The organism is Ottowia pentelensis (genome assembly GCF_964341695.1).
Genome location: NZ_OZ224513.1, coordinates 3,052,733 through 3,072,263, shown reverse-complemented (window position 1 = coordinate 3,072,263; position 19,531 = coordinate 3,052,733). Strand labels below are relative to the sequence as shown.

The 19,531-nt window shown below is 67.3% G+C and carries 19 protein-coding genes and 1 pseudogene; 4 read left to right on the top strand and 16 right to left on the bottom strand.

What is annotated here, in order from left to right:
• Window position 1: 1 nt before the first annotated feature.
• A complete protein-coding gene (locus tag ACWHMB_RS14845) occupies window positions 2-685 on the bottom strand; it encodes a substrate-binding domain-containing protein (protein ID WP_292998592.1) in 684 nt (227 codons plus the stop codon).
• 118 nt (window positions 686-803) lie between these two features.
• On the opposite strand from ACWHMB_RS14845, the gene ACWHMB_RS14840 reads away from it, so the two are divergent.
• The gene (locus ACWHMB_RS14840) at window positions 804-1,106 is read left to right on the top strand and encodes a helix-turn-helix domain-containing protein (protein ID WP_292998594.1); all 303 of its coding nucleotides are present in this window, start codon (window positions 804-806) and stop codon (window positions 1,104-1,106) included.
• Window positions 1,107-1,137: 31 nt separating this feature from the next.
• Here the strand turns inward: ACWHMB_RS14840 and mobH are convergent.
• Window positions 1,138-2,993, bottom strand: a pseudogene (gene mobH, locus ACWHMB_RS14835) (MobH family relaxase).
• A gap of 314 nt (window positions 2,994-3,307) precedes the next feature.
• Here mobH and ACWHMB_RS14830 point away from each other — a divergent pair.
• Window positions 3,308-3,625, top strand: a complete 318-nt coding sequence (locus tag ACWHMB_RS14830; protein WP_292998598.1) for a type II toxin-antitoxin system PrlF family antitoxin — start codon at window positions 3,308-3,310, stop codon at window positions 3,623-3,625.
• Window positions 3,625-4,089: a type II toxin-antitoxin system YhaV family toxin gene (locus ACWHMB_RS14825; protein ID WP_292998600.1), complete on the top strand. Its 465-nt coding sequence runs from the start codon at window positions 3,625-3,627 to the stop codon at window positions 4,087-4,089. The genes ACWHMB_RS14830 and ACWHMB_RS14825 overlap by 1 nt, the downstream gene beginning before the upstream one ends.
• A 256-nt stretch (window positions 4,090-4,345) precedes the next feature.
• Here the strand turns inward: ACWHMB_RS14825 and ACWHMB_RS14820 are convergent, their stop codons facing one another.
• Window positions 4,346-5,713: an IS1380 family transposase gene (locus ACWHMB_RS14820; protein ID WP_217072248.1), complete on the bottom strand. Its 1,368-nt coding sequence runs from the start codon at window positions 5,711-5,713 to the stop codon at window positions 4,346-4,348.
• A gap of 219 nt (window positions 5,714-5,932) precedes the next feature.
• On the opposite strand from ACWHMB_RS14820, the gene ACWHMB_RS14815 reads away from it, so the two are divergent.
• Window positions 5,933-6,307, top strand: a complete 375-nt coding sequence (locus tag ACWHMB_RS14815; protein ID WP_292998605.1) for a DUF3742 family protein — start codon at window positions 5,933-5,935, stop codon at window positions 6,305-6,307.
• Between the two features lie 19 nt (window positions 6,308-6,326).
• Here ACWHMB_RS14815 and ACWHMB_RS14810 read toward each other — a convergent pair whose 3' ends face one another.
• The 13 genes from ACWHMB_RS14810 to ACWHMB_RS14750 form a co-directional block, all read right to left on the bottom strand.
• The gene (locus ACWHMB_RS14810; RefSeq protein ID WP_292998607.1) at window positions 6,327-7,847 is read right to left on the bottom strand and encodes a conjugal transfer protein TraG N-terminal domain-containing protein; all 1,521 of its coding nucleotides are present in this window, start codon (window positions 7,845-7,847) and stop codon (window positions 6,327-6,329) included.
• A 24-nt stretch (window positions 7,848-7,871) separates the two neighbouring features.
• On the bottom strand, window positions 7,872-8,231 hold the full coding sequence (locus ACWHMB_RS14805) for a hypothetical protein (RefSeq protein ID WP_373717285.1): 360 nt from the start codon (window positions 8,229-8,231) through the stop codon (window positions 7,872-7,874).
• Window positions 8,231-9,631: an integrating conjugative element protein gene (locus ACWHMB_RS14800; protein WP_292999049.1), complete on the bottom strand. Its 1,401-nt coding sequence runs from the start codon at window positions 9,629-9,631 to the stop codon at window positions 8,231-8,233. The genes ACWHMB_RS14805 and ACWHMB_RS14800 overlap by 1 nt, the downstream gene beginning before the upstream one ends.
• 9 nt (window positions 9,632-9,640) lie before the next feature.
• Window positions 9,641-10,591, bottom strand: coding sequence for a TIGR03756 family integrating conjugative element protein (locus tag ACWHMB_RS14795; RefSeq protein ID WP_292998611.1), 951 nt, complete (start codon window positions 10,589-10,591; stop codon window positions 9,641-9,643).
• Window positions 10,588-11,034, bottom strand: coding sequence for a TIGR03757 family integrating conjugative element protein (locus ACWHMB_RS14790; protein WP_447648574.1), 447 nt, complete (start codon window positions 11,032-11,034; stop codon window positions 10,588-10,590). The genes ACWHMB_RS14795 and ACWHMB_RS14790 overlap by 4 nt, the downstream gene beginning before the upstream one ends.
• A 142-nt stretch (window positions 11,035-11,176) precedes the next feature.
• The gene (locus ACWHMB_RS14785; protein ID WP_292998615.1) at window positions 11,177-11,755 is read right to left on the bottom strand and encodes a hypothetical protein; all 579 of its coding nucleotides are present in this window, start codon (window positions 11,753-11,755) and stop codon (window positions 11,177-11,179) included.
• 193 nt (window positions 11,756-11,948) lie between these two features.
• Window positions 11,949-12,704 carry a DsbA family protein gene (locus tag ACWHMB_RS14780; RefSeq protein WP_292998617.1) on the bottom strand — a complete coding sequence of 252 codons (756 nt, stop codon included), beginning with the start codon at window positions 12,702-12,704 and terminating at the stop codon, window positions 11,949-11,951.
• 10 nt (window positions 12,705-12,714) lie between these two features.
• A complete protein-coding gene (locus ACWHMB_RS14775) occupies window positions 12,715-15,609 on the bottom strand; it encodes a conjugative transfer ATPase (RefSeq protein ID WP_292998619.1) in 2,895 nt (964 codons plus the stop codon).
• The gene (locus tag ACWHMB_RS14770) at window positions 15,609-16,043 is read right to left on the bottom strand and encodes a TIGR03751 family conjugal transfer lipoprotein (protein ID WP_292998621.1); all 435 of its coding nucleotides are present in this window, start codon (window positions 16,041-16,043) and stop codon (window positions 15,609-15,611) included. Before ACWHMB_RS14770 ends, ACWHMB_RS14775 begins: the two co-directional genes overlap by 1 nt.
• Entirely contained in the window at window positions 16,024-17,496 is a 1,473-nt protein-coding gene (locus ACWHMB_RS14765) for a TIGR03752 family integrating conjugative element protein (protein ID WP_292998623.1), read from the bottom strand. The genes ACWHMB_RS14770 and ACWHMB_RS14765 overlap by 20 nt, the downstream gene beginning before the upstream one ends.
• Entirely contained in the window at window positions 17,486-18,406 is a 921-nt protein-coding gene (locus ACWHMB_RS14760) for a TIGR03749 family integrating conjugative element protein (RefSeq protein WP_377483890.1), read from the bottom strand. Before ACWHMB_RS14760 ends, ACWHMB_RS14765 begins: the two co-directional genes overlap by 11 nt.
• Entirely contained in the window at window positions 18,403-19,095 is a 693-nt protein-coding gene (locus tag ACWHMB_RS14755) for a PFL_4703 family integrating conjugative element protein (RefSeq protein WP_292998625.1), read from the bottom strand. Before ACWHMB_RS14755 ends, ACWHMB_RS14760 begins: the two co-directional genes overlap by 4 nt.
• A complete protein-coding gene (locus ACWHMB_RS14750; RefSeq protein WP_292998627.1) occupies window positions 19,092-19,520 on the bottom strand; it encodes a TIGR03750 family conjugal transfer protein in 429 nt (142 codons plus the stop codon). The genes ACWHMB_RS14755 and ACWHMB_RS14750 overlap by 4 nt, the downstream gene beginning before the upstream one ends.
• Window positions 19,521-19,531: the final 11 nt, after the last annotated feature.

Genomic DNA, 19,531 nt, shown 5'->3' with positions numbered 1-19,531 from the left:
CTCATTCCGACCTGCCGGCCTTGTTCATCCTTGGTTGCTCTGCGCTTTGGTTCTTTGCGCCTGACATCAAGCGGGCGCGACGTGCGAATCTCTGCTGGTGGCCCGCCAATGACGCACAGGGGTGAAGCAGGTAAGCCATCACGATCGTTGGTGCGTTCGCAAGCGGCCGCATTGCAATGCCTCTGCACTGGTAGCCCGCCAGCCGAGCAACGGGCGCGATGGCGATGCCGTATCCAGCGGCGACGAGTGTCATCGCCATGTCGAAGGTGCTGACTCGCGATCCCTGGTCCTGTGGCGTGTCGACGAGCATGCAGTGCACCACGGCATCCCAGGGTTCACGGGCAGTTGACTGGGCGCAGATCACTGGCTGCTTCGGCAACTCATTGCGAGGCACTTCGCGGTAGGCCAAGAGGTGGGAGCGTTTGGCAACGGCGACCGCGAGCCTGTCGGTCCACAGCGGCTCGCACACCCAGCCTGGCCAGTCCAACTCAATCATGGACACTGCGAAGTCGATGCGACTGCCTGGTGACGGCGCTCGGGCCGGCTCCGCAGCGGAACATGCAACCAGAGCGGCGGTTGTTTCGGGCTCCTGGGAGCGCTGAAGCGCCAGCACGTCGGCGAGTTGTGAGGGCACCCAGTCGCCCACTACGGCCACCCGGATGGTGGCGGCGTCGCTTGATGTCACGGAGCTGCATCCTCCCAGGGTAGAAAGCTGGTGGCGACGAAAGCATGAACCGTGCAGCCGTCCATCTGAGTTAAGTTTAACGTGGTTTATATCGGAGCCATGCCCGACGCTTTTGCTAATGCAGAAGCGTCCGATTCAGAGAGGCCGACCGAGCGGCACGACCACCTACGAAGCAGAACCTGCCATCGCGTTTGGGGCCGCCGTTCGCCATGAGAGAACCAGCCAGGGCATCGCCCAGGAAACGCTGGCTCACATGGCCGGCATCGAACGCTCGCACATGGGAAAGATCGAGCGCGGCGAGCATGTCCCCACACTCCCCCTGATCCTCAAGATCGCCCGCGCGCTGAAGTGCAGTTCTGCCCACTTGATGGCCTTGACCGAGGCCAAGCTGGCCGAACCGGCTTCCAAGTCCGAGGATTGAAGTCGGCCCGACGCGCGGCCGTGCCCTATCCCTACTGCTCGCTATCGGTATCGCGCTTACCTGGGGAATTTTTGCGCTTCGGGGCTTCGCTGGCGAGGCTTAGATATGGGTTGTCAGGCGGTATTTCCCCGAACAGTGCGCCGGGGTTGGCCAGCAGGTAGCCGTGTAGCCGCCGAGTCTTGCGCGGCCCCGTGACCTCGCAAGCCCAGATGTTGAGTCCGCTAGCCTGCTTGCGGTGCTGCCCCAGCTTCTCGAAGCGCTTCTGCACCCACTGCCATGCCTCCAGCTTCTCCTGCCGGGCGACGGTCGCAACGTGCGGATGTTCCTGCGCGTAGCGCTGGAAGACGCCGGGGCTGACCAAGTAGGCCGTGCCGACGACGGTATGCACCAGGGCCTTGGCATCGTTGATGATGAGCTTGTGGGTCTGCACGCCCTGAGTCAGCCAGGCCATGAAGTCCTCGCTGGGAGGCTCGGCCCGGCGCTGGGGCTGCGCGACGGGCGCGACCGAAGCTGTGGGGGCTACCGCAGCAACGACAGCTTCGTCCTCGGTGTCGGCCGCCAACTCGGGCACGCTCGGTAGCACCGAGGCGGCGGGTATCGCGTCCAGCAGATCGAGCAGCGCACCGACGCCGTTGTCCGCGGGCGCAAGCGGCGCCGTGCTTGCCAGCGCCGGTCCTTGCGCAACGTAGGGCGTACCGGGCGCGGGACTCTGCTGCGCCGGTTCGCCCTGTTCTTGTTCGACCCGCACCTGTCCTGCGAAGGGCTCGGGACGCTCGGTCGCCTCCCAAATCAGCGCGGGCGAGAGCTTCAGGAACGTGAAGCTGTGCGACCACCGGCATCACTCGCGACCGTGGCCTTCCAGATCGCCTTGCCGTCCGGCGTGGGCAAAGCGATGCCGTGGTCCTGCAACACGTTGAACACCGCCGTGTTGCTGACCGGGATGCCGTCGATGCCTTGCTGCAGCAGATGAGCGCGCAGCTTGTCCGAGACGGTCTTGCTCACCAGCCACAATGCATCCTGGGTCAGCCAGCCGTCCGAAGCCTGGGGCTGGTTCAGCTTGAATTCCTCGCGCAGCAGGAAGCGCAGGCCATCGAGCAGCTTGCGCTGCAGGGCGTGCTTGGGTGCCGCCAGTGCCTTGCTGGGATCGCCGCCGAGTTCCTGGGCTACCGAGGCCTGGTCGGCCTGCACGACCAACTCGCCGAGCGTGCCAGCGTGCTCGTACTGGCCGGCCAGCACGTACAGGAGCGCGGCCCACAGGTCGGGGTAGTCGGCGAGCCAGTCGAAGATGCCTGGATCGAGCAGCCGGGCGTAGAGCAGTCCGGTGGCGGCGCTGTGCAGCCGGTACTCGCGCTCCTTGCGATAGCGGAAGCGGTACGGCCGCCGCAGCGGGCCGTGCCAGGGATGCCAGACCGTGCCGTCCGCATACTCCACGTGCAGATCGACGGCGACCTTGCCAACGTCGTGCAACAGCGCCGCATAGGCGGTGCCGGCCGTCCAGGCTTCGGCCTGGGCCGCTTGTGCCTCCGGCGTGGTGCCGGCGGGCAGCAGGTGCGACTGCCGCAGCTTCAGGGCGTAGGCGACGATCTCTAGGCCATGGTCCAGCATGCCACCCGGATAGGCATGGTGATGCGATTCGGACGCCGGGAACTGCTGGACCAGTTCGGCGTAGCGCTCCAGCGGGCCGAGATACAGCGTGGCGAACTGGCGGCGCGATAGCGAGGTGCGCTGCCAGATGTGTTCCAGCAGCCGCTGCCGGCGTGGTGTCGCCAGCAGCGATGCGGCCGGCTCCGGCCGCATCAGCCCTTTGCCGGGATTGGCGGGAGGTGTGGGTGTCGGCGCGGCGCCAGAGGTAGACGGCGGCCGTTTGCGTTGGAACAGCGAGAGCATGGCGAACCCCGGACGGCGGGCGGGTCGGGAGAGCCTTTTGGCCTTTTCGGGTAGGGCCATTCCCCTTGGCCCCATTCCCTTGCCCCTTCCCCAGCCCTTTGGCCTTTTGGAAGCCTTTGGATATAGGGCAACCGAGGCGAGCCAGCCACAACCAATGCGGGCCTGGCCCAAGGCGGATTGATGCGGGAAGGCTGGCTGTGCCGTCCCTACGATGGAGCTGGATTCATACACCCGGAAACAGCACTATGCGCCCTCACATTGACAGCGTAAGGAAACTTCCTTACCATCCAGGCATTGCCATCAGGAGTGCCGCCATGCCCGAAATCCACGAAGTCGCGACGCTGACCTCCAAGGGTCAGATCACGCTGCCCAAGTCCATCCGGCAGGTGCTGGGCGTGGACACCGGCGGCAAGGTGGCGTTCGACCTTCGCGGCGGCGAAGTGGTCGTGACCCGTGCCGATGCCGAGCATGAAGACCCTGCCATCGCCGCGTTCCTGACCCTGCTGGCTCACGACATCGAGGCTGGCCGGAACATCCGCGGCCTGCCCGAGGATTTGGCTCGCACGATGCTGGAGCATGCAGGCCACAAGGTTGTCTTGGGCGATGACTTCGATGAGGACGTGGAAATCTGATGCAGCAGCATGGCTGGACGCTGCTGTTTCACGATAACCTGATCGAGCAGTTGATGAAGCTGCGCGCAGCCGTGCTGCGTGCGCAAGAGAACGACTCGGAAGGCTTTGCGTCCAACGCCAACGTCAAGTTCTTCCGGGCCTTGGTGCAATTGATGCAAGACGTGGTGCCGAGCGATCCGGCACGCGACGAGTATCGTCAGGGCAACACCATGGGACCGGACTATCGCCACTGGCGGCGAGCCAAGCTCGGACGACGGTATCGGCTGTTCTTCCGCTACGACTCGAAGGCGAAGGTCATCGTGTACGCCTGGGTCAACGACGAGCAGACCTTGCGGTCGGCGGGCAGCAAGTCCGACCCCTACGCCGTGTTCGAGAAGATGCTGGGACGCGGCAACCCGCCGGACGATTGGGCGGCGCTGGTGGCAGCGAGCAAAGCCGATTGGCTGGGCCAGCACAAAGGCTGACACGCCGCTTGCCTTGGCCCTGAATCCGTGACCCCGATACCCGCCTGAGCGAGTTCGTCGTACGCCGGCCATGAACAGCGTTGTTTTCCACGCCGACGGTGCTCAATTCGGTCGCCTCGTGGCGTTTAGTTGCGTGCGCGGCGCGTCGGATGCGGGTCTGGCCGCTGTTCCCGCTGCATCGACCACGCCGCAACGTGCGCGGTGCGCGTATTTCGGGATCCGTGAGTGGGCTCGCCTGGCACCAGGCCTCTTCGCTTCAGCCGCAGGCTGCAGCAAACAGCTCGCCGTTGAGCCGCTCGAATGCCTGGGCCGCCCGGTCGTTGGCGCCCAGTCCCAGGATCAGTCTGCGCCCGCTCTCGATGATCCGGCCTGCGCGGTAGATCAACTCCTGTATCACCGTCTTGATGCGCCTGCGTTTGGCCGCGTGGCGCACCGGTGCATCCGGCCCCAGCAGGCCGCGCTGGCCCATCAGGCGCAGGATGTCCATCGCCAGCGCCGCGAGCTGGCACACAAGGTAGTTGGTGTCGAACTTGCCCGAAGGCAGCCGCTCCAGGTCCAGGTCGGTCTTGAACTCGGCGTGGAACTGCTCGTGTGTGCCGTGGTCGGCGTACAGCGCGATGATCTTCTCGGCGTTGAACGGCTCTGCACTCAGGCTGGTGCTCCAGCCTTCGAGGTCGATCTCGGGAACGATCAACTGTTGGCCGTGTCGGTCAATGGTGCGCTCGACCAGCCTGAGCACGCGACGCAGTGGTCGGCTGATGTCTTCGATCTGCAGGGCCTCTTCCCACACCGTCACGCGCTTGCCTTCGCGCGGCTGGTGCCACTGGGTGTTGGCGTCGACGTCCAGCCGCGCCAGCAGCGCGGCGCGGTCCACGCTGCGTGGGTTCCACTTGATCAGCCAGTCCACCTGCGGCTGCCCGGCCTGGTTGCAGGCCTCGATGCTGCGCATCAGCGCGACCGAGTCGAAGCCGGCGTCCAGCCGCGCCAGGATCGGCGCCTTCGGTCCGCCCGCGCTCAGGCGCTGGGCCATCGGGATCACTCGTTCGAGGTTGAAGTCGGTCTCACGCGCCGAGTGCTGCACGCCAGGGCGCAGCGCCAATTCCAGGCAGAAGCCGTGTGCGCCCAGATAGGCCGCCAGCGGGCAGTAGCCGTCCACCCCGGCGTAGGTGCGCCCCACGCCTTCCTTGCGCGTGCCGCCGTTGTCCATCGCGAAGGTGTCCACGTCCAGCGGCAACCAGCCGCAGGGCAGCACGCCGTAGTCGGGCCGCTGGCTGCCCAGCAGCCGCTCAATCATCCCGGGCACATGCTCGAACAAGGCCTGGGCTTGCCCGTCCAGGCGCTGGCGCAGCGTTGGGCTCGACGGCAGCAGCCCTATGCCCAGCGATTCCTTGAAAAACTTGTCACCCCGGTAGTTCTCCACCGCGTCGAAGTCGCTCTTGCCCTGCGCCAGCAGCCCCAGGTAGCTGCGCAACACGTCGCTGTTGCTCACGCCGGCGCGCACCGGCAGCGCCCGCTCCAGCGCCGTCCACTGCGGCCCCAGCGCCTTCAGGTAGTGGCCCACCAAGGCCAGCCCGCCAACGGGCGTCAGGTCGTAATCCAGTTGCTTGACTTCGATTCGGCGCATCGCCCAATTGTCGGGCGACCCCGGCAATCCCAACCTCAATCCCGGACTCAACTCCTGCGCAGCTCACCCGCAGGGTGTGCTGTTCTACGAGGTGGGGCCACGGATTCAGGTTGGCGTTTGGCATGATTAGATATTGCACATAATTTCCACCATGATTTGAAAACCCATGCAGGATTCAATCAAACGAGCAGCGCACAGGACGACCATGAGGTAGCCACCGTGAAGACCGCCGCACAGACCACCTTCGCAGAACGCCTCGGCCACACGCTGGGTCGGGCCTGGCGAGGCTGTGCGCGTCTAGATCGGCGGGCCAATGGTTGGCTGCTCTCTCGCGGATGGGCGCCTGGCGCTGCCAAGACCGTGTTGCTGGTCGTCAAGCTCGCTGTCCTTGCTGTGTTGCTCTACAGCGCGTTCTGGCTGGCCCTGCTAATCCTTGGTCTGGCGGCCGTAGCGTGGATGGCGCGACCAGACCACGACGAAGATGATTCTGACTTTCTCGGTCGTAAAGCGGAGGAAGTCGATCACCGTCAGGGCCTGTTCTATCACCCGGCGTCTTACGACGATGATCCAGACCCTCGATTCAAAGACGACTGATGCAGATCCGTGGCCCGAGCTACTTCTTGGCGGCGCTGATCAGCATGTTTGAACCCCTGCTGCCTGCTTGACCGGCTTCCCTGGTCCCGTTGGCCAAGCCCTGAAGCGCGCCGCCCACGCGAACGCCCACCCAACCGAGTGCAGTGACCCACAAGCTGGGAAGCACAAGAAACATCGTCGCCATCACGAAGTTCAGCAGCATGTCTCCGAAGGCGTTGTTCAGCCCGATCAGCGGATCGAAGTTGCTGTGTGGCCGGTTTGCGCCGAACCCCCAGCCGTAGAGCGCATCGAGGATGGTGGAGTCGAGCCAGCGCGCGAGCTGGAACCAGAAGTCCACGAAGAACAGCGCGAATTGCACACAGCTCACCGCGACCAGCGCCTTCAGCTCGTAGGTGCCGAAGACCAGCACCAGCGGGATGCAGACGACCAGCGCCATCTTGAGCAGTGACAGCACCATCGGCAGCGCCTGGCGCACTACGTCCATCGCCGGGAAGAAGCCGAGCGAGCCCATCGTCATCCCGAGGTCGCCGGCGCCGCGCGTCACGATGTTGGGCAGCGTCTTCTCGATCTGCCCGCCGTAGTCGGTGTAGACCGAACCCTGGTTCATCTTCTGCTGCCGCGGCGACACCACGGCCCGGATCACCGAGTCGTTCATCTCCGCCTGTGACAGGAAGCCCGCCCAGCGGCCGATGCGCGTCAACAGGTCCGGATCGACCTGGGCCAGCAGGCGCGCGCGCAGGCCGCTGTTGCCGTCTGACCACCACTGCCGGCATGTGGGGTAGCCCCCGCCGCTGTCCACCTGGGCCAGCCCCGCATCGCGTGTCGCGTCGTAGGGCCAGGCCGTGCGGGGCGTGTTGGAGTGGTACGTGTCGTAGAAGCCCGTGTTGCCCAAGAAGTAGCTCGACCCGATCCAGGTGACGTCGTTCATCTGCTCGTCGGAAAGCGTGGGCCGGCTCATGAACAGCTTGGCCCGCGACGGCCCGTAGCAGTCGTGCACGAAGTCGCCGACCTCCTGGGCCAGCACCGGGTCATCGATGCGCGTGGCGTCCACGTCCATGCGCATCTGCCGCAGGTCCGTGCCGCAGGGGATCGCCGCTACCGCGCCGCCCGTCACCGCCTTCGAGATCGAGTGCATAAAGAACCACCACACCGGCACCAATGCGCTCTGGTTGTTCAGCGTGGTGTAAGCGTTCGACCAGCCCGTGTCGTTGGGCTGCGGGACGCTGACCTGGCACTGCGCCGAGCGCGTTGTGTCGAACTTGATCGTGCTGAGATCGACCGGGATGAAGGGGATGCCGGCGAACAGGATGACGACGATCGCCACCCACACGCGGTTCTCAATGCGCATCGAGGACAGCACGCCCTTGTTGCCCTCGTCGGCGCCTTCGGCGCGTGCGCGCAGCCACTCCTGCACGACGATCACTACGAAGGGCAGCGCAAACACGCCGCTGGCCACGAGAATGTTCCAGATGCCGTTGTTGACGATCCACCCGACGAGCGTCAGGTAATACTCCAGGTAGTCGGTCGTGTAGAGGGTCATGGCGTGCTCCTCGCCTTCGGCGGTTCAGCCGCTGCGCAGCAGTTGGCTGCCTTCGAGCAGCACGAGGGTGACGACGGCCGCGATCTCGACGCGCAGCAGGCGCTGGTGCACCTCGGGCGAAGGCTCGCGCTCGCGCAGGCGCCGACGCATCCACCACCAGCCGTAGGCCGTGGCCGCGTAGACCAGCAGCCGCCACATCAGGAAGTGGGCCGAGTGCTCGCGCAGCCACCGCTCCCAGCCATCGATGCTGCCGACGACGCGCAGGCCGACGACGTTCACGCCCGCGGCAATGCCGGCAACCGCCAGCACCCACAGCAGCGCGACGGCCACGCGCCGGTTGAACAACCAGGCGGGCCGCAGCCAGGTCCATGCGCGCGTGACCATCAGTTGTTCCTCGGCTTCTGCACTTCCTTGAGCCGGTCGCGCGTGGTATCGCCCTCGAAGATCCCGCGTGAACCGGCGGCGCGCGTTCCGTGCCGCTGCACGATCGCCATCGCCGAATTGCCGGCCAGCGTGCGCCGCAGCTCCAGCTCGGTCTTGAGGTTGTTGATCTCCTGGTCCAGCGCGTTGTTCTCCTGATCGACCGCCTTCACTGCCAGCTCGTTGGCGGCGACGTTCGGCTCCTTCTTGCCGGTCAGCAGCGTGCGCTGCAACAGCAAGGCCTTCTCCAGCACGCTCGACAGCGCGGCCTCGGACGCCAGGCGCTTGCCGAGCAGGTCTTGATCGGGCTCGTCGCGCAGCGCCTCGATCACGCCGCGGGTGATCGGCAGCGAGTTGCTGCCGGCGGCTTCGAGGTTCGCCACCGTCATCGGCGTCGAGCCCGTCACGAGGCCCTGCAGGGCCTGCAGCTTGGTCTCGTACTCTTCCTGGATCACCGGCGTCAGGCCGACGCCGGGTGTGGTCTGCGTCTTGGTGCAGGTCTCGCAAGTGCGTTGCTCGCGCTCGCCGAGCACACGGGTTGCGAAGTCCGCGGCGGCCTGCGGCGAGGACCAGGTTTGGCACGTCAGCCGGTTGCCGCAGGATGCGCGCGGGATGGACGAGGTGTCCGTGACGCCGCGGCTGTTCAGCAGGTTGTAGCCCGCGCGGGTCACGTCGCCAACCACCTTGATCGAGCCCTGTCCCGAACCGCCCGCGTTGCTGCCGCCGACCCAGGGCACGCCGTTGTTGCCCTTGTTGGATTCGGCTTGCTCCACGGCGGAGACCGCATCGGTGCTGCTCACCGCATCGCGCAGCGCGAAACCTTCGGCGAGCTGGTCCCAGCCCGCCTGGCCGCCCGCCATGTCCGCCATCCGGTTGGCCATCGCCTTGCACGTCAGCTTGCTGCGGTCGAAGTCGAGCCGGGCCTGCAGCACGCCGTTGGTCAGCAGGTTGTAGAGGCCCGGATCGGCACGCTGGATGATCAGCGCCGGCAACGAGGCGACGGCGCTGGTCGCGCTCTGGATCACGTTGCTCATGATCTGCTGGAAGCCGTTGGTGATGCCGTTCAACTGGTTCTGCAGCGTCGTCGTGATGCTCATGTCGCCGCAGATGAGGTTGCTGTTCCAGCCGATGCCCACACCGATGCTCTGCATGTTCCCAGCGCCGCCCATGGACACGGCGCGGCCGCCGCCGATGCTGTAGAGCACGTCGTCGCCGATCACGCTGCCGCTCACGCCGACGCCGGTGGGGTTGATGCGGGTCTGCGCCCACGCGACGCCGGCCGCGGCGGTGACGGCGCAGGCGAGCGCGATGCTGAGCGTGTAGGGCTTGGCACGTTGTACGAGACGGGAGAGAGACGTTTTCATGGGCACACCTCAGTTGAAATCGACGCTGCCGAGGAAGACCTGGCCGCGGCGCTGGCAGCAGGCATAGGGCCGCCACAGCGCCCAGGCGTAATCGCCCTGTTGCGCCTGCGTGAGGCTTCCGCTGTGCGGGAAGACGACGCAACTGTTCGAGAGCGTGGGCGTCAGCGGTTGCCACTTGCCCGTCGAGGCATCGGTCTCCATCAGCGCGCCGGCCGGCCAGTAGCCGTCGCGGGCGCTGGCGAGCAGCGGCTGATACACGTGGATCTGGTTGCGGCGCGTTACGACGTCGCCGGCGCGTTGCGCGACGACGGCTCCGCTCTTGTGGTCATCGGTCTGGTGCAGGAAACCCCCGCGCGCATACACATTGCCCCACAGATTCAGGCCGGTGCGCGTGCCGATCTCGCGCCGGCCGGGAATGAGCGCTTCAGGGTAGAAGGCTTCGGGGATGTTGTAGCGCCAGGCGATGGTGTCCAGCGTGCTGAGTAGGTACGGCATGAAGGCCGTGCCTGCGCCCTCGCACGAGTAGCCGAACGAACTCGCGAATTGGCTGAACACGTAGCCGCCGGGGTGGCCGATGACGTCGGCGTTCTTGAACTTGGCGAGGTTGTTCTCGTTGTCGTGGTTCGTCGTGCCGTCGTCGCCAGCCTGCGCAGTCGGGTTCGGCGTGCTCATCGCGCGCACCTCGACCCAGGGGTTCTCGCCGGTGTTGCTGTAGCTCGATACCACCGCGTCCGGCACGTAGTGCCGCACCTTCACCGACGTGCGCACGGTGCAGCCCGTCCAGGTGCAGAACAGCCAGTAGCAGATGCCGACGACGCGGTACTCGATGCAGTCCGGCGACAGGGCCGACGACACGATGGTGGCCGTGTTCAGCGCGAAGCTCGATGCCGCACCGCCCAGCAGCACCGAGGCGATGGCGAGGCGAGCGCGGCGCGACGATGCCGACAGCAGGCGCTTCATGGCTGTGTCCTCCGATGGGCTTCGACGCGGGCCACGGCACGCGCCACGTCGGGCTCGCCGTAGACCACGTAGCGGCGATCGACCACTACGGCGGGCACCTTGGCGATGCCCAGCCCCCAGGCATCGGCCACACCCTGGTAGGCGCTGCCGATGCGTCGTTGCAAAGCCTGGCCGCCATCACGCAGTCGCTGCTGCACGATTGCGGTTGCGCGGTTGGGGTCGTTGGGCAGACTGGCCGCCAGCTCGGCCTCGATGCGCTCGGGCAGGTCCAGCTCGACCACGCGGGCGCCGGCAGCGGGCTGCACGGGATGGTGGCTGTCGGTCACGACGAGCACGTTGGCGGCCGATGCGGTCTGGCAGAGCAGGCACAGCAGAAGTCCTCCCGCGCACGCGATGCGCGTGACCCCCAGCCGCGGAATGGAATAGAACAAGGGAGCCGTCATGGCGGGTGTCCTGGAAATGAGAGCAAGGCCCCTAGTCGAACGCCGAAGGCATGTCTGCTGCGACAAGGAATGCGCACCGCGCACACCCCGCTTTCGCAAGCGGCACAAGGAGGAAAAACGGGAGCCGAAGCTCCCGTGGGAATCAGGCGCCCGCAGCCGAGGCCTGAATGGCGCGGCGGGCATGGACTTGCCAGAACGGATCGACCAACCGGCCGGCCAGTACGCGGGCGCGCAGGCGCAGGCGCTCGGCCGTGCTGTGGTTGTCCCAGCCAGCTTCGTAGGACGCCTCGCCGCGCAGGTCATCGACCTGCTTCGCGACGTCGGCGGCTTCCGCATCTGAGGCGGTGGGTTCGCACCAGCGGATGCGGCCGCCGCACTGCACCTCGCCAGTGACAACCAGCCGATCGAGCGAATCGCGGATCAGGACCAGTTCCGGCCGAAAGTCCAGCGCCTCGATCTCCGACCTCAGATCGAACTCGTCTTTTGACAGCTCGTCCGCTGCGAGGGCCAGGGCATCCTCGATCAGGCCGTGTTGGCCCAGCTCAAGGATGTGAGGTGTCCACCAGGTCCCGAAAACGCGATCGTCCTCGGGGTACTCGATATAGCCTTGGCAGGTGATCGTGAACTGGCGCCAGAACACATCCTCGCGGACGAAGGTTCCGGCGCGGTAAGGCGTGGCCACGAAGGTCACACCATCAACAACATGAGTCTTGGGTTGCATGGCAGTCTCCATAGAAGGTGCGGAACGCCATGCCGCCCCTGCGGGCGTGGGCGACCCGCGTGGGATGAACAACAAGCGATGGAAGAGCGGGCATCCGCCACCGCAGCGCGGCGGCTGTTCGCGTCGAAGGATGCGAGGCGAACGGGGTCGATCAGCGCGGCCAAGGCCGCGGCGTAGCCTTGAAGATCGGGGGCTACCTGGGCATGTCGCCGAGGGACTCGGCAGGCATTTCCTTCGATGCAGTGTCGGTGGTGCCGCCGGCCGCCAGCAGGTCGATGGCCGACAGCAGCGCATCGCCTTCCACCGGGCCATGCAGCAGCAGCGTCTTGCCGGACTGGCGATCCTGCAACCGCAGCGTGGGCGTGACCTTGACGCCCTCCTGCGCGGCGCTCGCCGACTGCGCGCGGATCAGCGTGTCAGGGCGATCACTGTCGAGGCACTGCTGGGCGGCCGGCGTGATGCCTGGATAGCCCAGGCCCTCGGGCAGGCCCTGGCCGTCGCCGCGGGTGTGCGCATAGACCCATTCGACCGCCCGCCAGAACGCGGCCGAGCCGCCGGCCTCACCAACGCACTCGACCAGGCGCGCATTGGCAGTCGCCGCAGGCTCGTGCGGCGCCAGCGGCAGGTGGTGCCACTGCCAGTTCACCTCGGGGTGCGCGTCGATCCACTGCTTCAGCGCCGGGAAGTACGCGCGGCAGAACGGACATTCGAGGTCGGCGTACTCCACTACCGTGAAGCGCGCATCGTCGCGACCATAGCGCCAAGGCGGGCCGCTCGCGGCGGCGAGTGCCAGCTTGGGCGCCTGGCTGAACTCGGCCGACGCTGAAGCGTCTTCGGCGATCGGCGTTTGTGGCTGTAAGCCCAGCCAGGCCGCCGCGATCAGCGCAACGATGAGCAGCACAGAGACCAATGCGACTGAGCGGGATGGAATGAAGCGAGCGACCTGCATGGTGTTTTCCTTACGCCAGCGCATCAAGCGCCAGCGATTCGATGCCGCGAGCGCGGTCGATCTTCTCGGCGATCTTGAAGGCCGCATCCAGCTCGCCGATGCCGTACTGCTGCATCAACTGAAAGCGTTCCGCCTTCTCTTCCGGCTCGGTCTGAGCCAGCGCCAGGTACAGGCTGGGCGGAACCGCACGGAACAGCACTTCCATGCTCTTGGAGAGGATGACGCCCTCGGTGAACTTGCCCGCCTCCTTGCGGGCCGACAGCATCAGGGCCTTCTGCGCCGGGTTCAGCTCGCGGAAGCGCGCGATCTTCTCCACCTCGTCCGGTGGCATCGAGAGGCAGATCCACCACTCGATCATGTTGAGCATGGGCTCGGCCGCTTTGGGCAGGTCGTCGATGTTCTGCGTTGCCAGCCAGTACCAAGCGCCGAGCTTGCGCCACATCTTCGTGATCTTCACGACGTAGGGCGCGAGCAGCGGGTTCTTGGTGATGATGTGGCCTTCGTCCGTCACGTTGATGATCGGCCGACCCAGGAACTGGTCGCGCTCGGCGATGTTGTTCACCGTGTTGATGAGACTGATGTACGCGATCGAGAGCTGCGCGTTGTAGCCCTCGCGCGCGAACGTGGCGAGGTCCACGATGGTGATGTCGGCCTCGGGCCAGGGCGTGCCGGGCCGATCGAACATCTCGCCGTCGACGCCCTGGCAAAACATATCCATCGCGTCCGCCATCTCCAGCAGGCGCGCGCGGCGCATCTCGGGCAGCGATGAGTCCCGGGCGCGCTCGCGCAGCGCGTCGCGCACGTCGCGCGTGAGTACGGTGCGCAGCTCGGTCACGCAGCGCTGGGCCGCATCGAGGATGCACTGCCGGATCAGGCTGCGATCGGCGCGCGTCATGCGCGCTTCTTCCTTGTCTTCGCCGCCGGTGATCATCAACCGCGCGGTGATCTCCAGCTCGCCGAGCACGTCGCGCTGCTCTTCCGCTTCCTCGCTGCGATTCGCTGCCTGCGCCGCGGGCTCCTCGTCCTCGTCCAGCGCATCGGCGTCCAGCGTCTGCACCTGGCTGGGCGTATCGACCAGCCGGTGCGCATCCGCGAACGGCGCGAGGCTGACCCCGGCGCCGGGCGCGAGCTTCACGCGATGCACCTTGAGGCCCAACCGCATGGCGAAGTCGCCGAACAGGCCGAAGCTGTTGCCGGCCTCCACGATGAACAGGCGCGGCCGGTAGATGGCAGTCACCTGGTTCAGGATGTTGTTGAGCGTGGCGCTCTTGCCCGAGCCAGTGGGGCCGAACAGAAACAGGTGGGCGTTCATCTGCCGGTCGAGCCGGTTCAGCGGGTCGAAGGTGATCGGCCCGCCGCCGCGGTTGAAGAACGTAATGCCCGGATGTCCCGTGCCCTGACTGCGGCCCCATACCGGCGCGAGGTTTGCGGCATGCTGCGCGAACATCAGTTGCGTATACCACTGGCGCTTGTCCAGCGCCGGATCGAACACGCACGGGAGCCAGCGCAGGTAGCTGTTCAGCGGCGCCACTTCGTCTTCCTCGCGCACCGGCTGTAGGCCGGCGTTGAGCATGACGTTCACCAGTTGCAGGCCGCGGCTGTCGAGCTGCGCCAGGTCGTGCCCGCGCAGGTAGAAGGCCAGCGCACCGCGGTAGAGCTTGTGCGCACTGCCGATCAGCCCACGCGCTTCCTGCACGTCGCGGCGAGTCTGCTCCGAGGCCAATGTCTCGCCGACCGACTTCTTGCTCAGGTGGTTCAGGTGCGCTTCGAGCACGTCCTGCGGCGTTGCCACGATCGTCAGGCACATCACCGTGTCCTCGGGCATCTGGTCGAACAGCGCATTGACCGCATCGCCGCCCTTGCGCGTCTCGCCAGTGACGTGGCCTGTGGCGGGTGGCATGCGCAGGCGATCCATCACGATGACCCGGTGCGGCATGCCGTCGAACACCCAGGTGCCGTTCGCCACATCCGAGCGGGGCTGGCCGAAGAACAGGCGTTGAGCGAAGTCTCCGCTGGCCAGCTCGATCTCGCCGTCTTCGGCTGCCTCGGGGTAGCGCGTGAGCGCATAGAAGCGCTCGCGGTCGTCGGCGCTGGGGCCGAGCAGCGTCGGGTGTGGGTTGAACCAGCGCAGCAGCCAGTCGTGGATGTCGGCCGCCTCCATGCGGCGGGATTTCACGCCAGCGTTGGCGAGGCCGCCCACGAGCCGATCGCAGATCGTCGTCAACGCCTGCTCGGGGGACTGGCCGCGCCGCGATGCTGTCACCGCATTCGCGCGCCGGTAGACCACCATGCGCACGCGCCGGACCTGGCCGCGCCACGGCAGGCGCGTCACGGTCGTGTCCTCGAACAGGCCCCCGGGCTTGGCGATGGCGCGAAGGTGGTGCGCGAAGAACCTCACGTAAAACTCTGTGAAGGTGCTGCCCTGCGCTCGCGGCCGCACGTAGTCGGACAGGCCGCGCAGGTAGTTGTCCCAGGTCGATTCATCCTGGGCGTAGAGCTGCACGACCCAGGGGTTCTCGTCGAGTTCATCGAAGGAGTCCTGCAGCGCGTTTTCCAATGCATCGCGCGCCTGCCACAGCCAGGCCATCTCGCGGCCTTCGGTGCCCACCGGCGCCAGCTCGAAGAAGCCCGCGACCGACTGACTGTCTTCCAGAAGCATGCTCTTGGAGCCGGGCAGGTACTCCACCCAGGGGAGCAGATCGGCGAAGGACGGCGACACGCCGTAGAGGGCCTGCAGGTCCGCCTCGGCGGCCGGACGGCGCGGCCGGTCATCGGTTGCGGTTCCCGGCTCGGGAATGCCGTGCGTCGCCAGCGACGTCAGATGCTGCGACCAGGCGTCCTCGCCATGCGGCTCAGGGCCAACCGATGCGAGGCCCTCGCGCGGCCAAGGCAAGGTCCAGGCCATCAGTAGTCCTCCAGGCGTTCGCCGGGCATGGCGTACTGCACCCTCTGATACAGGGGAAAGACGGTGGTGTAGCCGGGCACCGGCACCGGATCGGTGCCGGCCAGGTGTGGGAACACGTACATGACCAGATCGGGGTTGGGGAGCCGGTGGAACTGGCGGTAGATCTCGTTGGCCGCGGTGCGCGTGTAGGCAGCAGCGGTGGCAGGCGCCGCCTGCACGTCGGCCTCGGTCAGCGGCCGGCGCAGGCCCTGACGCGCATCGAGCAGTTGCCGCGCCGCTTGCCCGCCACCGGCGCTGCCGCCCGTCTCCTGGTTCCACACATCGAGCATGGTGTGATCGCCGTGCGGCAGCAGCTTGTCTTTGCTGGTGGCGCAGCCGCCCAGCAACACGACCGCGCACAGGATCGCGGCCGATTCAATCCAAATCCGACGCATGCTTGCCTCCGATGCGGTGATTGACCCGGCGCCCCTTGGCGTCGTAGTCGATGTTGAGCGGCTGCTCCAGGTGCACGGCGACTTTGGCGCCGGGGCGCACGTACACCGCGGCGAAGGCCTGCCCGTAGAGCTTGTTGACCCAATCGGCCATGTCGCGCACGCCGCCGGCGAGGATGCGGCCCATGGCCTCGTTGCCGCTGATGCCCACCGTGCCGAGCGAGCCGTTGCTGTTGGCGACGACGGCCACGCTGCCGTTGTCCGACTTGATCAGGGACGCCGCGCCGGCGCCCGCCGCGGTGATGAGGGCCTGCGAGCCCAGGTACTGCTGCGCGTTGCTGCGCCGCTCGCCGCTGACGCAGGGGATGCCATAGGGATCGCTGATCCAGCCCAGGCCGCCGTGCGTGGTGCTGTTTGCGTTGCCGCCCGAGCCCCCGCCGCCGTTCTGGTTGCGGTTGCCGTCCTCCGGCATCGTGCGCACCGTGCCGTCGTTAAAAACGAACGTCACCGAGCGAATCTGGCCGCGCACGCAGGAGAGCGTCCAGTCGCCCGAGGCCGTGCCGCTGACCACCGCGCCGGCCACGTCGGGAATGTCGATGCCGTTGGCGGTCAGGTTGTCCGGGCCGATCAGCACCTTGAAGGGGTACGGGTCGTTGACCGTGCCGTCGATGGGCACGCGCCCGATCAACGCGGTCATCGCGATGGAGCCCATCAGCGTCGAGTTCGACGGCACCGTGTAGACCGGCTTGGCCGACGCGCCCACCGCGCGGCTGCCCGCATCCGCCACCGTGCTGGCCACGTTGTCGGCCGTGTCGGAAAGCGTCTTCTGCGCCGGCCCGAAGCTGGTCGGGAAGTTCAGCCCGCCGCCGCTGCCGCTCTTCGCCGAAGGCTTCGCATCGTCAGGCTCAACCCAGCGCGTGCCGCTGGTGCTGCGCGCGGCGCCGCCCTGGGTGCCGCCGAAACCCTTGCCATCGCCTTCCTCCAGGCCGAGGCCCACCGGCAGGTCGGCCTGGCCGCCCTTGCCGGAGAGACCGTCCAGGCGCCGCTGCAGGTCTTGCAGCAGGCCCTGGGTCTGCTGGCGGTCGCTGGAGAGTTGCTCGCGGTCCTGCTGCAGGCGGCCGCGCTCGCCGTCGAGCGCAGACTGGATGCGTTGGTCGATCGCGCTTTCCCGCGCGCGCATGCGTTCGTTCTCGCTCTTCTGGTTCTTGTTGTCGTTGAGCGCCGTCTGCAGCTCGTTGCGCAACTGCTTGACCTGGGCCACCAGCGTCGCGACGGTATCGCGCGGCGTGTCGCCCTCGATGCCTAACGCCTTCATCTCCTCGGGCGTGAGCGGGTTGGCGCTGCCGGCCGGCGCCGGCCTGGCGCCGCGATCCCCGGAGAGCATCTTGATGCCGACGAACAGCAGCACCAGCGCCATCGGGATCAGCAGCCACTTCAGGAGGGGGTTACTTTTCATGGCGGGCACCTCCTTCGGCCTGGCCGGCCGCCGCGGCCGGCGGCAGGTTCACCGTCGCGTCGATCGGTGAGAGCTTGGGCAGCAGCGACTCGGCCAGGCCGTGGCCACGGGTCACGAGGTAGACCACCGTGGTGTCGGCGGCGCGGCCGGCCGGCGCCAGATTCGGGTGCTGGAAGGTCGCGGCGAGAAAGTCGCCCTGCAGCGCGCGGGGATCGAGGTCGAGCCAGCGCCCGGAGGCGTTGGTGAGCTTCACCGCCGTCACCCACTGGTCTTCGAGCCGCCAAGCGGCCAGCGCCTGCGCACGCACCGGCAGTGTGGGCAGCAAGGTGGAAAGCTCCAGCCCACGGCGCAGATTGACGCGGCCGAGGCCGGGAACGGGCTCCACGGTGCGCAGCGGCGCGTAGAGGTTCTGCGCCGCATAGCGCGTGAGCACAACCGCCACCGGCGTGGCGCGCTTCGCTGCGGGTACGGTGCGCTCCGCATCGTCGTCCGCCGGCTTGGCCGGCTCGCCGTAGCGCGTCGCCGGCACGTCGCCTTCGACGATGCGCACGGGTTCGAGTGCAGGCTGGCCCGCCTTCGCCGGCTCGGCCGCAATGTCGAGCAGGATCAGCGCGCCCGACTCCACGTCCTGCAGTTGCAGCCGTGTGGGCGGGATCGGCGCGCTCGCGCGCAGGTAGATCGCGCCACCAGCGCTCTGCACGCGCAACTGCTCGCCAACCGTGGGCGGCACACCGATGCGCACGTTGCGCTCGATGAACACCACGCGCTCCTGGCCGACCACCAGCGGCACCGCCAGCGGCAGGCGCTCCCAGCGTAGGATTTCGACGGCATGGACCGCAGGCACGAAAGCCAGGCACAGCAGCAGGCCGGCCAGGGCCGCCGCAGATGAACGCTTCACGAGGGACTTCATGGGGTGTCTCCCTGCAGGTTGGAGCCGGCGCTCGTGGCCCGGCCGGGTGGCGCCGCAGGCGGAGGGGTTTCGATGCGCTCCGGCGCGCGTGCATGGCAGTCCAGCGCCAGGCCGAAGGGGTTGCGCTCGGGGTCCACGTCCATACGCACGACCTTGAGCGCGTAGCGCACGAGCGCGCGCTTGACCTGCTCGGCGCCCAGGTACTCGTCGGCGCTCACGTCCAGCGTGACGATCCAGTTGTTGGCCGACACGGTGCGCACGCGCGCGGCCGGGTCGTCGCCGTAGCCGCGGCCGGGAATCTCGTAGATGCCGCGCACGCGCTGCCGCAGCTCGCCGTTGCTGCGCCGAAACTCGAAGTCCTGTTGCAGAAAGGCGCGGCAGCTCGGCGTGAAGTACGCAGACAGCGCATGCAGGTTGCGCGGATAGTCCTGCTCGCCGTTGGTCGGCCAGCGCTGGGCTTGCTGCCAAATGTAGAAGGTGAAGGCGTAGACGCTCTCGGGCGGAACGTCCCACCACTTGCGCGTGCTGCCCGAGCGCAGGTCGGGCGGCACGTGGATGGTCAGGCTCTTGGGCGCGCTCCACCAGCCGAAGCCAAGCAGCAGCGCCACGATGAACAGCGCGGCGCCGGCCAGGCGCAAGGTCTTCACGTGCGCCTGCAGGTGCGCGACCTCGTTCTTGAATCGGCTCATGGTCTACCTCGACGCAGGGACGGATCGGGCCGCAGGCGCCGCGTGGACCACCAGCCCGACCGGGTGATGAGCTGGCCCCCACCCGCATGCGCAGCCAGCGCGGGGTAGCGCAGCGCGAGGCGCCACTGGAGCTGGCGGTACAGCCAGGTGTCGGGCCGGCCACGCTTCCACCGCCGCAGCAGGCCGCCGCCCACGAAGACACCGATGCCGATGCCGGCGACGATCAGCGTGGGCACCATCGCGATGCTGCGCGTCAGCCAGGCCAGCGGCACGCCGGCCACGAGACCGGCCGCGCCGGACAGGCCGGCGCAGACCCACAGCTCGTCGGCCGTGAGCCCGCGCACGACCACCGGGTGGCGGTTGAGGCGGTGCGGCAGGAAGGTCACGAGCCCGTCGCGTGACGGACTCTCCAGGGCGCCGGCCATCGTTGCCGGGC

Excerpts from the sequence above, each read along its gene's own strand:
- ACWHMB_RS14825 (WP_292998600.1), top strand. The coding sequence starts at position 3,625 with ATGCAGCAGCATGGCTGGACGCTGCTGTTTCACGATAACCTGATCGAG.
- ACWHMB_RS14790 (WP_447648574.1), bottom strand. The coding sequence starts at position 11,034 with ATGACGGCTCCCTTGTTCTATTCCATTCCGCGGCTGGGGGTCACGCGC.
- ACWHMB_RS14770 (WP_292998621.1), bottom strand. The coding sequence starts at position 16,043 with ATGCGTCGGATTTGGATTGAATCGGCCGCGATCCTGTGCGCGGTCGTG.
- ACWHMB_RS14780 (WP_292998617.1), bottom strand. The coding sequence starts at position 12,704 with ATGCAGGTCGCTCGCTTCATTCCATCCCGCTCAGTCGCATTGGTCTCT.
- ACWHMB_RS14830 (WP_292998598.1), top strand. The coding sequence starts at position 3,308 with ATGCCCGAAATCCACGAAGTCGCGACGCTGACCTCCAAGGGTCAGATC.
- ACWHMB_RS14755 (WP_292998625.1), bottom strand. The coding sequence starts at position 19,095 with ATGAGCCGATTCAAGAACGAGGTCGCGCACCTGCAGGCGCACGTGAAG.
- ACWHMB_RS14765 (WP_292998623.1), bottom strand. The coding sequence starts at position 17,496 with ATGAAAAGTAACCCCCTCCTGAAGTGGCTGCTGATCCCGATGGCGCTG.
- ACWHMB_RS14820 (WP_217072248.1), bottom strand. The coding sequence starts at position 5,713 with ATGCGCCGAATCGAAGTCAAGCAACTGGATTACGACCTGACGCCCGTT.
- ACWHMB_RS14810 (WP_292998607.1), bottom strand. The coding sequence starts at position 7,847 with ATGACCCTCTACACGACCGACTACCTGGAGTATTACCTGACGCTCGTC.
- ACWHMB_RS14775 (WP_292998619.1), bottom strand. The coding sequence starts at position 15,609 with ATGGCCTGGACCTTGCCTTGGCCGCGCGAGGGCCTCGCATCGGTTGGC.
- ACWHMB_RS14760 (WP_377483890.1), bottom strand. The coding sequence starts at position 18,406 with ATGAAGTCCCTCGTGAAGCGTTCATCTGCGGCGGCCCTGGCCGGCCTG.
- ACWHMB_RS14805 (WP_373717285.1), bottom strand. The coding sequence starts at position 8,231 with ATGGTCACGCGCGCATGGACCTGGCTGCGGCCCGCCTGGTTGTTCAAC.
- ACWHMB_RS14840 (WP_292998594.1), top strand. The coding sequence starts at position 804 with ATGCAGAAGCGTCCGATTCAGAGAGGCCGACCGAGCGGCACGACCACC.
- ACWHMB_RS14750 (WP_292998627.1), bottom strand. The coding sequence starts at position 19,520 with ATGGCCGGCGCCCTGGAGAGTCCGTCACGCGACGGGCTCGTGACCTTC.
- ACWHMB_RS14800 (WP_292999049.1), bottom strand. The coding sequence starts at position 9,631 with ATGAAAACGTCTCTCTCCCGTCTCGTACAACGTGCCAAGCCCTACACG.
- ACWHMB_RS14785 (WP_292998615.1), bottom strand. The coding sequence starts at position 11,755 with ATGCAACCCAAGACTCATGTTGTTGATGGTGTGACCTTCGTGGCCACG.
- ACWHMB_RS14795 (WP_292998611.1), bottom strand. The coding sequence starts at position 10,591 with ATGAAGCGCCTGCTGTCGGCATCGTCGCGCCGCGCTCGCCTCGCCATC.